18 protein-coding genes are annotated in these 14,374 nt (G+C 57.7%); 11 read left to right on the forward strand and 7 right to left on the reverse strand.

From position 1 onward, the window contains the following. The first annotated feature begins 24 nt into the window (after positions 1-24). The 3 genes from tyrS to OHL19_RS16045 are packed head-to-tail and all read left to right on the forward strand — an operon-like array spanning position 25 to position 2,253. Positions 25-1,278, forward strand: a complete 1,254-nt coding sequence (tyrS, locus tag OHL19_RS16035) for a tyrosine--tRNA ligase (protein ID WP_263358729.1) — start codon at positions 25-27, stop codon at positions 1,276-1,278. A gap of 57 nt (positions 1,279-1,335) precedes the next feature. Next, a complete protein-coding gene (parS, locus tag OHL19_RS16040; RefSeq protein ID WP_263358730.1) occupies positions 1,336-1,770 on the forward strand; it encodes a type II RES/Xre toxin-antitoxin system antitoxin in 435 nt (144 codons plus the stop codon). 3 nt (positions 1,771-1,773) lie between these two features. After that, a complete protein-coding gene (locus tag OHL19_RS16045) occupies positions 1,774-2,253 on the forward strand; it encodes an RES family NAD+ phosphorylase (protein WP_263358731.1) in 480 nt (159 codons plus the stop codon). Positions 2,254-2,268: 15 nt separating this feature from the next. Here the strand turns inward: OHL19_RS16045 and OHL19_RS16050 are convergent, their stop codons facing one another. After that, positions 2,269-2,847, reverse strand: a complete 579-nt coding sequence (locus OHL19_RS16050) for a hypothetical protein (protein ID WP_263358732.1) — start codon at positions 2,845-2,847, stop codon at positions 2,269-2,271. A 23-nt stretch (positions 2,848-2,870) separates the two neighbouring features. After that, complete coding sequence (locus OHL19_RS16055) at positions 2,871-3,149, reverse strand: helix-turn-helix transcriptional regulator (RefSeq protein WP_263358733.1); 279 nt, start codon at positions 3,147-3,149, stop codon at positions 2,871-2,873. Positions 3,150-3,254: 105 nt separating this feature from the next. Here OHL19_RS16055 and OHL19_RS16060 point away from each other — a divergent pair, with 105 nt between their 5' ends. The 5 genes from OHL19_RS16060 (at position 3,255) to coaE (ending at position 7,425) form a co-directional block, all read left to right on the forward strand. Next, positions 3,255-4,061, forward strand: coding sequence for an ATP-binding cassette domain-containing protein (locus OHL19_RS16060; protein WP_263358734.1), 807 nt, complete (start codon positions 3,255-3,257; stop codon positions 4,059-4,061). Between the two features lie 3 nt (positions 4,062-4,064). Next, positions 4,065-4,694 carry an ABC transporter permease gene (locus OHL19_RS16065; protein WP_263358735.1) on the forward strand — a complete coding sequence of 210 codons (630 nt, stop codon included), beginning with the start codon at positions 4,065-4,067 and terminating at the stop codon, positions 4,692-4,694. After that, positions 4,691-5,572, forward strand: a complete 882-nt coding sequence (locus OHL19_RS16070; protein WP_263358736.1) for a glycine betaine ABC transporter substrate-binding protein — start codon at positions 4,691-4,693, stop codon at positions 5,570-5,572. The genes OHL19_RS16065 and OHL19_RS16070 overlap by 4 nt, the downstream gene beginning before the upstream one ends. A 226-nt stretch (positions 5,573-5,798) precedes the next feature. Next, on the forward strand, positions 5,799-6,713 hold the full coding sequence (locus OHL19_RS16075) for a bifunctional 5,10-methylenetetrahydrofolate dehydrogenase/5,10-methenyltetrahydrofolate cyclohydrolase (protein WP_263358737.1): 915 nt from the start codon (positions 5,799-5,801) through the stop codon (positions 6,711-6,713). Between the two features lie 4 nt (positions 6,714-6,717). Then, positions 6,718-7,425: a dephospho-CoA kinase gene (coaE, locus tag OHL19_RS16080; RefSeq protein WP_263358738.1), complete on the forward strand. Its 708-nt coding sequence runs from the start codon at positions 6,718-6,720 to the stop codon at positions 7,423-7,425. A 2-nt stretch (positions 7,426-7,427) separates the two neighbouring features. On the opposite strand, the gene OHL19_RS16085 is transcribed toward coaE, so the two are convergent. Further along, positions 7,428-8,984 carry an acido-empty-quinoprotein group A gene (locus OHL19_RS16085; protein ID WP_263358740.1) on the reverse strand — a complete coding sequence of 519 codons (1,557 nt, stop codon included), beginning with the start codon at positions 8,982-8,984 and terminating at the stop codon, positions 7,428-7,430. 536 nt (positions 8,985-9,520) lie between these two features. Between OHL19_RS16085 and OHL19_RS16090 the strand changes: the two genes are divergently transcribed. Next, positions 9,521-10,672 carry a S1C family serine protease gene (locus tag OHL19_RS16090; RefSeq protein ID WP_263358741.1) on the forward strand — a complete coding sequence of 384 codons (1,152 nt, stop codon included), beginning with the start codon at positions 9,521-9,523 and terminating at the stop codon, positions 10,670-10,672. An 86-nt stretch (positions 10,673-10,758) separates the two neighbouring features. Here the strand turns inward: OHL19_RS16090 and OHL19_RS16095 are convergent, their stop codons facing one another. Then, positions 10,759-11,037, reverse strand: a complete 279-nt coding sequence (locus OHL19_RS16095) for a hypothetical protein (RefSeq protein ID WP_263358742.1) — start codon at positions 11,035-11,037, stop codon at positions 10,759-10,761. A 312-nt stretch (positions 11,038-11,349) separates the two neighbouring features. Here OHL19_RS16095 and OHL19_RS16100 point away from each other — a divergent pair, with 312 nt between their 5' ends. Further along, complete coding sequence (locus OHL19_RS16100) at positions 11,350-11,607, forward strand: antitoxin (RefSeq protein ID WP_263358743.1); 258 nt, start codon at positions 11,350-11,352, stop codon at positions 11,605-11,607. Continuing rightward, complete coding sequence (locus OHL19_RS16105) at positions 11,604-12,020, forward strand: type II toxin-antitoxin system VapC family toxin (RefSeq protein ID WP_263358744.1); 417 nt, start codon at positions 11,604-11,606, stop codon at positions 12,018-12,020. The genes OHL19_RS16100 and OHL19_RS16105 overlap by 4 nt, the downstream gene beginning before the upstream one ends. Positions 12,021-12,041: 21 nt before the next feature. Here OHL19_RS16105 and purN read toward each other — a convergent pair whose 3' ends face one another. The 3 genes from purN to OHL19_RS16120 form a co-directional block, all read right to left on the reverse strand. Next, positions 12,042-12,665 carry a phosphoribosylglycinamide formyltransferase gene (gene purN / locus OHL19_RS16110; RefSeq protein ID WP_263358746.1) on the reverse strand — a complete coding sequence of 208 codons (624 nt, stop codon included), beginning with the start codon at positions 12,663-12,665 and terminating at the stop codon, positions 12,042-12,044. Beyond that, positions 12,662-13,783, reverse strand: a complete 1,122-nt coding sequence (gene purM / locus OHL19_RS16115; protein ID WP_263358747.1) for a phosphoribosylformylglycinamidine cyclo-ligase — start codon at positions 13,781-13,783, stop codon at positions 12,662-12,664. Before purM ends, purN begins: the two co-directional genes overlap by 4 nt. Positions 13,784-13,875: 92 nt before the next feature. Then, positions 13,876-14,325, reverse strand: coding sequence for a thiol-disulfide oxidoreductase DCC family protein (locus tag OHL19_RS16120; RefSeq protein ID WP_263358748.1), 450 nt, complete (start codon positions 14,323-14,325; stop codon positions 13,876-13,878). Positions 14,326-14,374: the final 49 nt, after the last annotated feature.

The following is a 14,374-nucleotide window of genomic DNA, read 5'->3' on the forward strand; positions in this document are numbered from 1 at the left end:
CAAAAAATCTATACTTGAAAAGCCATGTCCGAATTCCCACCCATTGAAGACCAGCTCGACCTGCTCCAAAAAGGCGCAGCCGAAATCATCCGCGTAAGCGACCTCCGCGAACGCCTCGAAGACTCCCGCAAAACCGGACGCCCTCTGCGCGTCAAAGCCGGTTTCGACCCCACTGCGCCCGACCTCCATCTCGGCCACACCGTGCTCATGCGCAAGCTGCGCCACTTCCAGCAGCTCGGCCACCAGGTCATTTTCCTCGTCGGAGATTTCACCTCGCTCATCGGCGACCCCACCGGTCGCAACATCACCCGCAAGCCGCTCACCCGCGAGCAAATCAACGAAAACTCCGAAACCTACCAGCAGCAGGTCTTCAAAATTCTCGACCGCGAAAAGACCGAGGTCCGCTTCAACTCCGAGTGGCTCGACAAACTAGGCTTCGAAGGCACCATCCGCCTCGCCGCCCACTTCACCGTCTCGCAGATGCTGGAGCGCGACGAATTCCACAAGCGTTACAATGCCGAGCAGCCCATCGGGCTCCACGAATTCCTCTACCCCGTCATGCAGGGCTACGACTCCGTTGCCCTCGAATGCGACGTCGAACTCGGCGGCACCGACCAGCGCTTCAACCTCCTCTGCGGTCGCGAACTCCAGCGCCACTACGGGCAGAAGCCCCAGATCGTGCTCATGACGCCCATCCTCGAAGGCCTCGACGGCGTGCAGAAGATGTCCAAATCCCTCGGCAACGCCATCGGCATCAACGAGCCGCCCCAGGAGATGTACGGCAAACTCATGTCCATCTCCGACGAACTCATGTGGAAGTACTGGATCTTCCTCACCGACCTCAAGCAATCTGAAGTCGAAGACCTCAAGGCCGAGGTAGCCTCTGGCGCCCTGCACCCCATGGAGGCCAAAAAGCGCCTCGCCCGCACCATCACCGCCGACTTCCACTCCCAGGAAGAGGCAGGCCGCGCCGACGAAAACTGGGCCCGCATGTTCCAGCAGAAAGTCACCAGCGAAGACCTCGAAGAAGTATCCATGACCTACGCCGATCTCGTCGGCCCATCCGGAGCCCCCGGCGCACTGCAAATCCGTCTGCCAAAACTGCTCGTCCAGCTAGGTCTTGCCGCCAGCGGAGCAGAAGCCAGCCGCAAAATTGCCGAAAACGCGGTAAAGCTAGATGGAGAACCAGCCTCCAACGCATTGATTCTGTTGGAAAAGCTGCCCGCACGCATAGCAGTTCGTCTGGGCAAACGTGCCAAGCTCGCAATTATCGAGTAATTTGGCTCTTGCAAAAAAGCCAAATGGCGCATACGCTATCTCCTAACGAGGTAAACCATGGCCACATACGCAGTCCCGGAGGTATTAGGCGGAGACATCCTGCTAGGCCGTTCCCTGGCCAAAAGTGGCGCTCTTGCCGACCTCGTGCGGGACGGCTTGCCCGTCAAAGCGCTCCTGCTCCTGGCCGAGCGTCTCGATCTTCGCCAGTCTGAGATCGCCGAAAGCATCGGCATCCCCCTCCGGACCCTGACTCGCCGCATGGCCTCAGACGCTCGCCTCACCTCCGCCGAATCCGACCGAACGGTTCGCCTGGCCCAGGTCTACGCCACCGCAGTCGAAACCCTCGGGGACGGCAATAAGGCCGCAGCATGGCTTAAAACTCCAAACCGAGCCCTTCGCGGCCAACGCCCGCTCGACCAGCTCGACACCGACCCCGGCGTTCGCGAAGTCGAAGACATCCTGGGCCGCATCGCCTACGGCGTCTACAGCTAGCAAATGCGAATCTGGCGGCTCTGCAAGGAAAAATACGCAGCAGACCCATTCTCCGGCGAAGGCGCACGCCTCTTCGGCGGTCGCTGGAACTCCCCCGGAGTCCCCATGGCCTACGCCTCTACCTCACTCGCCCTGGCCGCAATGGAACTCTTCGTCCACATCGAACCAAACCTGATTCCGAGCGACCTGGTCTCCATCAGTGCCGAACTCCCGGTAGACGAACCTGTCCAGCAATGGTCCATCGACACTCTGCCCTCAAACTGGTGGAGCGACGAACTAGGCCCCATCCGTGAGCTGGGCGACCAGTGGATTCGCAGCAAACAGTCTCTGGCCGTGCTCGTTCCATCCGTCCCAATCCGCCAGGAGTGGAACATTCTCATCAACCCGCTCAACCCCGGGATAGGCAAACTCAAACTCGAATCCGTCCAGCCCTTCACCTTCGACGCTCGCATGTTCTCCGCAAGCATGTTTGCCGCAAAGTAATTTCCAGCACTCTTCCTACTCCGGCTCAAACTCCGCCATATCCGGCTCCGTCCACAACAGAATGGCCTGCGGCAACGTAAGCATCAACACCACGGTCGCCAGCACCATCGGATAGAGCAAAGTCTCTCCAATCACGTGAAGAATCGGCAACTCAGCACTCTTCCAACGCGTCCACGCCGAGAGCAGCCACAGGATACCCACCGCACCGGAAATCCACTGATACGCCTGATAATGCGCACGGTCGCGCAACCCCAGCTCGCGCTCGTCACTCCGCCACTCGCCCTCCGGAGCAACATGCGTGAGCCGCAGATAAAGCCCCAGCGGTATCAGCGGCGAAGGCATCCCCGAGCTACGCGGAGCCTTATCTGTGAATGGGCGAACCAGCCCTCCGCGCCCATATCCCCCAAGCAGAAAATGGTTAACCCCGGCCGCGAGAAAGACAAGATAATAGCCGCTCGTCCGCCACGCATCCAGCCAACCCATCCCGGCCATCGCAACGATCATCGCCGCATAAATCCAAAGAACCAGCCATCGTCGCTGCGACCTGCGCGAAAGATCCACCGGCTTGCCCATCAACATCAGTTCCGCTCGCATCGTATCTCCTCGAAAACCGACTCTTACGTCCGCGCCCCGTAAACCTGCTCACTCAACGGCTGAAACGGCTTCGTAGAAAAGATCGCCTCCACCGGCAGTCCAAAAAACTCCGAAAGCCCAAACGCCAGCTTGAGACTCGGGCTGTAATCCCCGCGCTCCAGAAAGCCGATCGTCTGATAATTCACCCCGAGCGCATCCGCCAACTGCTGCCGGCTCACCCCACGCTCCGCCCGCAGCACGGCAATGCGGTTATAAATTCCGCTCTCGCCCGGCCCGGATCGTGTTTGGGTGTTTTCAGTCACATAGATATATTGCGTATACGCAACAGTATTGTCAATCTATAAAACGAATAAACTTTCCATTCCTCCCGCAAGTACACTAATCCTGCAGACGAAGAGGGAGACGCAATGTCCGCCGCAATCGAGTTCCGCGAAGTCTCCTTCGCCATCCCGCAAGGCCGCCTGCTCCTCGACAAAATTTCTCTGACGCTGGAAGAAGGCACCACCACCGCCATTCTCGGCCGCAGCGGCTCCGGCAAAACCACCCTCATGCGAACAGTCAATCGCATGATCGAGTACACCAGCGGCGAAGTCTTCGTTCACGGCAAAAGCAATCGCAGCGCGGATCTCATCCAGCTCCGCCGCAGCATGGGCTATGTCATCCAGGAAACCGGCCTCTTTCCCCATTTCACCGTCGAACGCAACGTAGGCCTCGTCCCCGAGATTCAAGGCCGCCCCAAATCGGAGCGCCAAAACCACAGCCGCGAACTTCTCACCACAGTAGGCCTGCCCCCGGAAACCTTCGCCGCCCGCTACCCCCATCAGCTCTCCGGAGGTCAGCGTCAGCGCGTCGGCCTGGCCCGTGCCCTCGCCGCCGATCCGCCAATCCTCCTCATGGACGAGCCCTTTGGAGCCCTCGATCCGCTCACCCGCGCCGAAATGCAGGACATGCTTCGCACCCTCCTGCAGCATTTGCACAAGACCGTCCTTCTCGTCACCCACGACCTCGATGAAGCCCTCTACCTCGCCCATCGCATCGTCCTGCTCGAAGAAGGCAAACTCATCGCGAACCTCACTCCACACGAATTCCTGAACTCTCCCCAGCCCCAGGTCCGTTCCTACATCCAGGCCTTTCACCGCGGCGAAAGAGGCAATGCTGGCGATCCAATCACCGCCTGTCTGCCGCAAACAAAATCAAATGCGCTAACCAGCTAAAAGATGACCCCGTTTCTGACCCAATACGGCAGCGAAATCGCCACCCTCACGCTGGAGCATCTCTGGCTCACCGCCTCAGCCATGCTCTTCGCCTCGGCCATCGCTATCCCCGCAGGAATCTGGCTCACCCGCGCCCCGCGCTGGGCCAACCCCATCCTCACGCTGGCCAACATTCTTCAGACCATCCCGTCCCTGGCCCTGTTTGGCTTCCTCCTGCCGCTCCCCTGGCTCGGAGATCGCGCTGCCCGCATCGCCATCCTCGCCCTCACCGCCTACGCCCTGCTGCCCATCCTCCGCAACACCTACGCAGGCATCCGTAACATCGACCCCGCCGTCATTGAAGTAGCCAAAGCTCTCGGCCTCACCGATTCCCAACGCCTCTTCAAAGTGGAGCTCCCACTCGCCGCCTCCTTCATCCTCGCCGGCCTGCGCACCGCCACTGTTACCTGCGTCGGCATTGCAACCATAGCGGCCGCAGTCGGTGCCGGAGGACTCGGCGAACTCATCTTTCGCGGCGTAGCCTCCGTCGATAACCGTCTCGTTCTCGCCGGAGCCATCCCCGCCGCCCTCCTGGCTCTCGCCGCAGACGCCGCTCTCGGCCTCCTGGAGCGCCACTTCAGAGCGCGCAAATGAGGCACCGGCTCGCAGCACTCATCCTCCTTCCATTGCTGGCTGTAATCTCCTGCGCTCCACCCCACCCCGACCACCCCGTCATCGGGGCCAAAAACTTCACCGAACAGGTAGTCCTCGGCGAACTGCTCGCCCAGGAGATTGAAGCCAAATCCAGCCTCAAAGTAGAACGCCGCTTCTATCTCGCCGGGAGCTACATCTGTCAGCAGGCCCTCGTTTCAGGCCGCATCGACGCCTACGTCGAATACACCGGCACAGCCCTGACAGCAATCCTCAAGCAGCCATTGGATCGCAACCCCGACTCAGTCTTGAACACCGTCCGAACCCTGTACAGCTCGCGCTATAACGTGGCCGTAGCCGACCCGTTAGGCTTTGAAAACACTTTCGCCATGATCATCCGCGGAGAAGATGCCCAACGTCTTCACATCGCAACGTTGACCGATGCCGCGCAATACGCGCCCCAATGGCGTCTTGGCGTAGGCTATGAATTCGAACAACGCCCCGACGGTCTCCCCGGACTCTCCGCCGTCTATGGCCTGCATTTCAAAGATTCGCCAAGAACGATGGATCTCGGCCTGCTCTACCGCGCCCTCAACGCCCACCAGGTCGACATCATCGCAGGCAACTCAACCGACGGCCCCATCCAGACCTTCGGCTTGACCGTCCTCCAGGACGACAAACATTACTTCCCGCCCTACCAGGCCGTACCGCTGGTTCGCAAGGAAGCCATCCAACGCTGGCCTCAAATCCAGACAGCACTCAACGCATTAGCAGGCAAAATCACCGCCAACGACATGCGCACCATGAACGAAGCAATCGACGGCCAACATCGCGATCCAGCAGAAGTAGTCAAAGAATTCCGCCACAACAAAGCCCTCTAAACATCCAAACAACATCCCAAACCAGCCCATTCCCCTAGCCCTTGCCCTTGCCGTTGCAGTTGCAGTTGCCCTTGCCTTTCTGTCTGTCATTCCCGAAGGGAATCTGCTGTTAGCCGTTGCCGTTGCAGTTGCCCTTGCCCCCATTCCCAAGCCAACCCAAAACCCACAAACAATCCCCATGCATCTCAGCGCGATACCATAAAGAGTCGGAGAGGATCAGAACCACATGGGCAAAATTCTGGACGGCGCATCCATCGCCACCGAAATCAAAAAAGAAGTAGCAGAAGAAGTAAAACTGTTAGCTGAAAAGGGAATTCGCCCCGGCCTCGCCGCCGTGCTGGTCGGCAATGTCGCGGCATCCGAGATTTACGTACGCAGCAAGGTAAAAACCTGCGCCGAGCTAGGCCTCTTCAGCGAGATGCTCACCCCGCCGGAATCCATCACCACGGCAGAGATGCTCGCTCTCGTAACCGCCCTGAATGCACGCGAAGACATCGACGGCATCCTGCTGCAACTGCCCCTACCCGCGCATGTCGATGCAAAATTGCTCCTCGATGCCGTCTCGCCAGAGAAAGATGTAGATGGATTTCACCCCGTCAATGCTGGTCGTTTGCAGGCAGGCCGTCCCGCTCTCGCTCCCTGCACACCAGCCGGAGTCATCGAAATCCTCAAGCGCAGCGGCATCCCGATCGCAGGCCAGAGAGCCGTCATCGTTGGCCGCAGCGACATCGTCGGCAAACCCGCAGCAATGCTGCTCCTGCATGAGAACGCCACCATCACCATCTGCCACTCCAAAACCCGCGATCTGGCTGCCGTCACGCGTGAAGCGGACATCCTCATCGCCGCCATCGGCCGCCCCGGATTCATCACCCCGGAGATGGTGAAGCCCGGCGCGACAGTCATCGACGTTGGCATCAACCGCATCACCGACAGGGCGGAGTTTGAAAAGTTCTTCGCCGGCGACGCCAAACGCGAAGAGACGTTCTCCAAGCGCGGCTCAACCATCGTAGGTGACGTGCATCCCAAGGCCTTTGAAGTAGCAGGCGCATATACGCCTGTACCGGGCGGCGTCGGTCCCCTGACAATCGCGATGCTCATGTCAAACACCGTTCGCGCAGCGCGTATGCGGCGAGGACTGTAAACCAGTGTTGCGCGTAGGCCTCACCGGCGGATTGGGCAGCGGCAAAAGCACCGTCGCCCAATACTTCCGCGAGCTCGGCGCAAACGTCATTGAGGCCGATGAACTCGGCCGCGCGCTCATGGAGCCAGGGCAGCCTGTCTTCGCCGAAATAGTACATGTCTTCGGCGAAGACATACTCGCCGCGAACGGCCATCTCGATCGCGCCAGGCTCGCCGGCTTAGCCTTCACCGGCGGGCGTCTGCATGAGCTGAATGCCATCGTGCATCCCGCCGTGATTGCAGCGCAGGTCCAGTGGATGAAGCAGGTATTCGCGCAAAATCAGGCCGCCGTCGCGATGGTGGAGTCAGCTCTGATCTTTGAAGTAGAGCGCGATGCCCGCCAGCGCGGCGAATCGGAAAGCCTTCTGACAGACTGGCGTCAGCGCTTCGATTGCGTCATCCTTGTAACCGCTCCAGACGATGTGAAGATTGCGCGATTCGTCTCTCGCGTCTCTCCAGGTGGCTGGAACGAACAGACCGCTGCCGACGCCCGTTCCCGTCTGTCCCGCCAGCTTCCCGATGCAGACAAGATTCCTCGCGCCGACTACGTCATCGAAAACGCAGGGGATCGATCGAATCTTCAGGATCAGGTAACACATATCTGGAGCGATCTCGTCCATCGCACCAATAAGTCAGACCGATCCCCAGTTACTAACATCACTAACATTAGCTAACATCAGATCCGCCCGGCATCCGGTAACTTCCATGCAAACAAAACCCCGCCACCACTGGTCAAAATGTACTGCTGACCGTCGAGTTCATAGCTGATCGGCGAACTCGCAATGCCCGCACCCGAGCCCGCATGCCACAGTGTTTTTCCATTGGCCGTGTCGAGTGCGAGAAAGTTTCCCGAAGCATCGCCCGTAAAAGTCAGACCCGAATCCGTAGTCAAAACTCCCGAACCCGCTCCCCCCGGACCAACCTCATGCGTCCAGCGAAGCTTGCCCGTCTGGTAGTCGATTGCCTCGATCACGCCCTTGCCCCACAGCCCATAATCCGCGCCTGCCCAGCCATAAGTACCATCCGCAGGCTTGGCAAAATAGATGCTCCAGCTCGGATGAGCATCCACGATAAACAACCCCGTCTTTGGATCGAAACTGGGCGAGCGAAAGTTCGTCAATCCGCCCTCATCCGGAGCGATCAGCACACCATCAGGAGATGGTTCTTTCTTCGGCTCAGGAATAGGCCGCCCCTGCTCATCCACATGAGAAGCCCAGTTCACAGGCCCAAACGGCACCGTCAGCAGGTTCTTGCCATTCGTGCGATCCAGCACAAAAAAATAGCCATTACGCGATGCTTGCATCAGCATCTTGCGCTGCTTGCCATGAAACGGACCATCCACAAGAACAGGAATCTCGACCGCGTCCCAATCATGCGTGTCATGCGGCGAAGGCTGAAACGCCCAAACCAGCTTGCCCGTATCCGGATTGAGAGCAACAATACTGCACGTATAGAGATTGTCTCCAGGGCGCGAAGAACCAGTAAGCACCGGCGTAGGATTGCCCGTCCCCCAGTAGATAAGGTTCAAATCCGGATCGTACGTCCCAGCCATCCACGTCGTGCCTCCCGTAATGCCCGCCGGAGTCACATCCCATTGCCATTGCGTCGCGCCGGTTTCAGGATCGACCGACCGCACAAACGTCGGCAGGTTATCCAGATCCCCGCCAACGCCGATGATGACATGGTTACTGACCACCAGCGGAGCCATGGTCGCCCAGTAACCCTTTTCAACATCGGCAATTTCAACGATCCAGCGCACCTTTCCCGTCTTCGCATCGAGTGAAATCAGATGCGCATCCGGAGAAGTAAAGAAGACCCAATCCTTGTAGATCGCCACACCGCGCTGTCCAATGTGGTCGCCTTTGTTCGGCGGATAAGTGTAGTGCCAGAGCTGATGTCCAGAGCGCGCATCGACCGCCCAGACATTGTCAGGAATCGAGAAGTAAAGTACGCCATCCACCAGGATCGGCGAAGACTTGATAGTAGCCGGAAGATTCGTCTGAAAGGCCCACGCAAGCGCCAGGCTGTTCACGTTTCGCGGCGTGATCTGCGTCAGGCTGCTATGCCGTCTCCCTGAGTAATCTCCGTGATAACTCGGCCAACTATCCGCCGGAGGCTTGAGCAACATCGACGTATCGACATTCTGGGCCAGCACAGCACAAGGACCGGCAATGACCACGACCAAAGCCAATACGCCTGCAATAACAACGAGAGCGTGTCTCAAAAGCTTCATATCGATTCGCGATCCTTCAAATAACAGATGCCGATGCCCGCCTGCTTCGCCAACCTGTTTTTCAACATGACAGTAATACTAAATCCGAAGCTCAGAACTTTGTTCTTGCCCTTGCCCTTGCCCTTGTCCTTGCCCTTGTAGTTGTCCTTGCCTTTCTGTCTGTCATTCCCGCAGGGAATCTGCTTCTTCCTTTGCAGTTGCAGTTGCCCTTGCCTTTGCAGTTGCCCTTGCCTTTGCAGTTGCCCTTGCCTTTGCAGTTGCCCTTGCCTTTGCAGTTGCAGTTGCCTTTGCCCTTGCCCTTGCCGTTCTGTCTGTCATTCCCAAAGGGAATCCGCTTCTATCTCCCCCCAACCCAATCAAACGTCCCCACAAAAATCAGATTCTCCTAACCCTGACAATCTCCCGGTCACCAGGTTATTACAATAGAAATGCGTATTCGAGATTTACCGTCTCATCTTTAACAAGAGCGATAGTCCCGTTTCAAGCATCGGATATATGCGCAGACCGAAAAGAAATTCCGGAGAGGCTTTTTGTTTATGAACTTTCGTAGAGTTTTGCTGGTAGTTGTCTTGCTGGGTGGATTCTGGTTTGTGACAACGCATCTCCCGGACGGCGTAGGGCATCTGGGAATGCTCAATCGCGCCGACGGAAAGTCTCCGCTCTCACTGACAGAGGCCCAGGCCGCTCCGGAATTCGATACCGAAGAGCAAAACAACATCGCCGTCTACAAACGCGTGTTGCCCTCCGTCGTAAACATCACTTCCACCGCGATGACCTTCAATTTCTTCTACGGACAAGTGCCGCAGCAGGGGCAGGGTTCAGGATTCATCCTCGACAAAGCTGGACATGTGCTGACCAACTTCCACGTAATCGCCGACGCCAATCGCATCGAAGTAATGCTCAGCGATAAGCGTCACTACAAAGCGACAATCGTAGGTTCGGACAAGGTGCATGACCTCGCCCTGTTGCAGATCAACGCCCCCAACCTGCAACCCGTAACCCTGTCCGATTCGACAGGCCTCGTTGTCGGGCAAAAGGTCTATGCGATTGGCAACCCCTTTGGTCTCAACGGCACCATGACCCGGGGAATCATCAGCTCCATCCGCTCCATCCGCGGCCCCGAGAATGCGCCCATTGAAGACGCAATTCAAACCGATGCTGCCATCAACCCCGGCAACTCCGGCGGTCCACTCCTCAATTCGCGCGGAGACGTAATCGGCATCAACACCCTGATTGCCTCCAACGGCGCCGAGCAGAGTTCCGGAATCGGGTTTGCAATTCCCGTAAACACAGCCAAAGCCGTGCTCGGTGACCTGACAAAATACGGGCGCGTACGACGCCCTTCTTTAGGCATCGTTTCGCTGGCCATCGGACCCGATCTGGCAGACCAGATGGGCCTGTCCGCTCAGTCGGGAGTGCTGGTACAAAAAGTAACTCCAGGCGGCGCAGCAGAGCGCGCCGGGCTCCGCGGAGGCGACCAGCAGGCGTATCTCGGGAACCAGCCAATTATTCTCGGCGGCGATCTGATCGTAGCCATCGACGGACACGAAATCACCGATACCTCAGACATCGCAACCCTCATGGAGAAGCATCAGCCCAACGACACAGTGACCGTAACCTTCTATCGCGGACGGCGAAAAATGACCGCACGGCTCACACTCAGCGAGGGAAGAGAAATCAGCACCTAAACGAACAATAAATACAAAAACAAAGGGCCGCTTCTGGTTGGAAGCGGCCCTTTTGTTTGATAAAAATTCCCTTTTGAAAAGGATGATTAGAACTTCACGCCAAGAGTCTCAAGGAATGCCTTCACACTCGGCCACACCGCCTTGAGATCGACAGCCGTCTGAATATCCAGCGGAATATTGAGCGGGCTGACCGCAACGCTGGAAAGCTCCATCAAAGGCTTCTCAACGGCAGCCGCCAGTGTCGCCAGCGCCGCAACCACCCCCGGCGCAGCAGTGAGCGAAGTCTGCGCTCTGCCAAGCCATTTCAGGGCATCCTCCGCGCCGATTTCGATACCCTTTTCAATATTGACAAGTATGTTCGCCATGCTTCCTCATTCTGCCCGCCGTCCTGTGGGCCCGGATTTGTGGCTAGGTAGCCGTACCGGCTCTCCTTCTCGACTTTCCTTGGAGGAGGGCCAGAGAGCCAGCCGACATTCCCAGCCACTCTCGAGACTAGGCCCCCGAAGCATATTCATACGCAATCAATAAAAATAGATAAACTTAATAGAATGTTATATTTATGAAGGAATACTCGGCAATTTTATTTTGAAGGTATAAGCGCCGCAGTAAAAACCGCCTCAGACTCATTGGCGGAGCTATACTGATATACAGCATGGTATATATCAAAAGGAGGCAGGATGGCTCAACTTGAAAAAGCGAAAGTTTTCATGAGCGGAAGAAGCCAGGCCGTCCGCATCCCGGCGGAGTTCCGTTTCTCCAGCGCTGAAGTTTACATACGGCGAGATCCCAAAAACGGCGACCTGATCCTGTCGCAAGCGCCGGGAAGCTGGGATGAGATATTTACCGCCCTCGATCAGGTAGGAGTGCCGGATGAATTCCTCACACCCTCCGACCGCGGACAGGTTCCTCCGCAAGAGAGACCCGAGCTGATATGACTTTGCTGTACATGCTCGATACGAACATGGTGAGTTATGTCGTCAGGGGTCGCTCCATCGCCGCCCGCACCCGGCTGGCCGCATTGCAAAACGACGAAGTCGCCTGCATCTCGGCCATCACCGAAGCAGAAATCCTGTATGGATTAGCCAGAAGACCTGATGCCACAGCGCTCAGAGCCGCAATAGAAGACTTCCTGGGCCGTCTCCGTATTCTTCCCTGGGGGCGCAGCGAAGCGCAGTCCTACGGCCAGCTGCGTGCGAAACTTGAGGCATCCGGCACTTCCCTGGGGCATATGGACATGTTGATCGCAGCTCATGCCGTTTCAACTGGCGCCATACTCGTAACCAACGACAAGGCCTTCACCCAGGTAGATCAGCTTCACGCCACGGTAAATTGGGCAACAGACATCTAGGCCTCAAATCTAAAGCCAGCCCTAACTCAAGCGGACTCGAACGTACCGCCGCCCCTCGATTGCATATTCCCCGGAAAGCACGCGTGCAATCGCCTCCGAATAGGCAATATGCTCCTCCACAAGAATCCGCTCCGCCAGCGAATGCCCATCATCCGCATCCAGCACCGGAATCGTTCGCTGCAGAATAATCGTGCCGTGATCGAGATGCTCATCCACAAAATGCACAGTGCATCCAGCCACCTTGCATCCATAATCAAAAGCCTGCTGCTGGGCATCGAGTCCCGTAAAAGCAGGCAGCAGCGATGGATGGATATTCAGTATCCTGTCCGGAAAAGCCTGCACAAACTCCGGCGAAAGCAGCCTCATATATCCGGCCAGAATCACCAGGTCCACCCCATGCTCGCGCAGGCAGGCCGCCACATCCGCGTCATGCTCAGCCCGCTTGCGACCCTTCGATTCGAAGAGCGCCGTAGTCAGCCCCAGCTCGCGTGCAGCCTGCAGACCAGGCGCATCAGGCACATTGGCAATAACCACCGCGATCTCCGCGCCGGGCACACCGCCATCCCGTATCGAACTGGCGATAGCCAGAAAGTTGGACCCTCGGCCCGAAAGCAAAACGCCAAGCTTTTTGCCGGTTGAACTCACGCGAAATGTACCTTGCGGCCGTCCTTGTCGTTCTTATCCGACTTGATGATGCGGCCAATGACGTGAAATTTCTCTTCGGCCCGATTGAGCAGCGCCTGCGCCTTGCGAAACTTCTCCGCAGGCACCACGACAATAAGTCCGATGCCCATGTTGAACGTGCGAAGCATCTCCGCCTGCGGCACCTGACCCAAATCGCGAAGATGCTCAAAGATCGGCAGCACCGGCCACGAACCAAGTTCCACCTGGGCCGCCGTGCCCTTAGGCAAAATGCGCGGCAGATTCTCCGTAATGCCGCCGCCCGTAATATGCGCCATCCCCGCCACCAGGCCTGCGTTGGCAAGCTTCTGCATGATCGACAGATAGCTGCGATGCACCTTCATCAGCGCCGTACCCGCCTTGTCGCCGATAGCCCCGATATAGGAGTTCGGTTTGTACCCCGCAACCTCAAAAAAGAGCTTGCGCGCCAGCGAATACCCATTCGTATGCAAACCAGTTGACGGCAGGCCGAGCAGAATGTCTCCCGGCACGATCGTCTCGCCCGTGATCACCTTGGATTTCTCGACAACGCCGACAATAAAGCCGGCCATATCGTACTCGCCATCCTGGTAAAAGCCCGGCATCTGCGCTGTTTCGCCGCCGATAAGAGCACAACCGTTAGCCTTGCACGCATCCGCCAGACCGGTAATGATCTGTTCCGTCACCGCAGGATCCATCGTGCCGCTGGCCAGGTAATCCAGAAAGAAAAGAGGCACCGCGCCCTGCACCGCAATGTCGTTGACGCAGTGGTTTACCAGGTCCTGCCCCACCGTATTGTGAATGCCGAGGTCAAAGGCCAGCTTGAGCTTGGTGCCCACGCCATCCGCGGAACTGACCAGGATCGGCTCCGTCCATTTCTTGAGGTCGAGTTGAAAAAGTGCTCCGAACCCGCCGATCCCTCCCAGCACATTGCGATTGAACGTGCGCTTGGCGAGATACTTGATGCGGTCCTTCGTCCGGTCACCCGACGAGATGTCGACGCCTGCGTCGGCATAGGTAACAGGCTTGGCGAGCGCTGAACTGGCTGTGCTGGCTGAACTGGACGGATTGGATGCGGCTTTGGTTAAGGCGGATTTGGGCAAGGGGGGCCTTTGAGAAGCGATAATTTTTGGGGTGGCTGTCTCAGCCTGAAACTAGATTCTATCGCGGATTGCCAGCAAAACTCATCTATTGCCTAGAGGAAGTGCCGCCGCTCATCTGCCGTGGGAAACGGGCAACTCTCGTAACGGCCCCAGATTTGATAGCGATGTTGAGCTACGAGCCGATACATCGCCTCGCGAAATGGCCGTGGAATCAGGCGCGCAATCGCCGCCAGCACCCTCCACGGCTGCGGCAGCGCACGCAGGCAAACAAGAATCGCATTCGAACGCACAAGCAGCTCTTCAATAGGAGTATTGATATTGCGCAGAACCAGGATCGTGTCCGGAGCCACTGAAATTCCATGATTGGACAGCAGTTCAGCAATTGCCGGATCAGTCGACGGCGCAAAGCGCAGCTTGTCTCTCCTGTCGCGCCGCAGAAGCCAACGCACAGTTCTATTGCATAAGCCGCAATGGCCATCGAAAACGACTAAGAGCTGATCGGTCTGAACGCGAGCTTCGAGATTCGGAATTAGAGATGCCACTCTCTTATGGTAGAGCTTTCCGGTCGATTCCGGATTGGTAACCACTCTT

It is taken from the genome of Acidicapsa ligni, assembly GCF_025685655.1.
Classification (GTDB): Bacteria; Acidobacteriota; Terriglobia; order Terriglobales; family Acidobacteriaceae; genus Acidicapsa; species Acidicapsa ligni.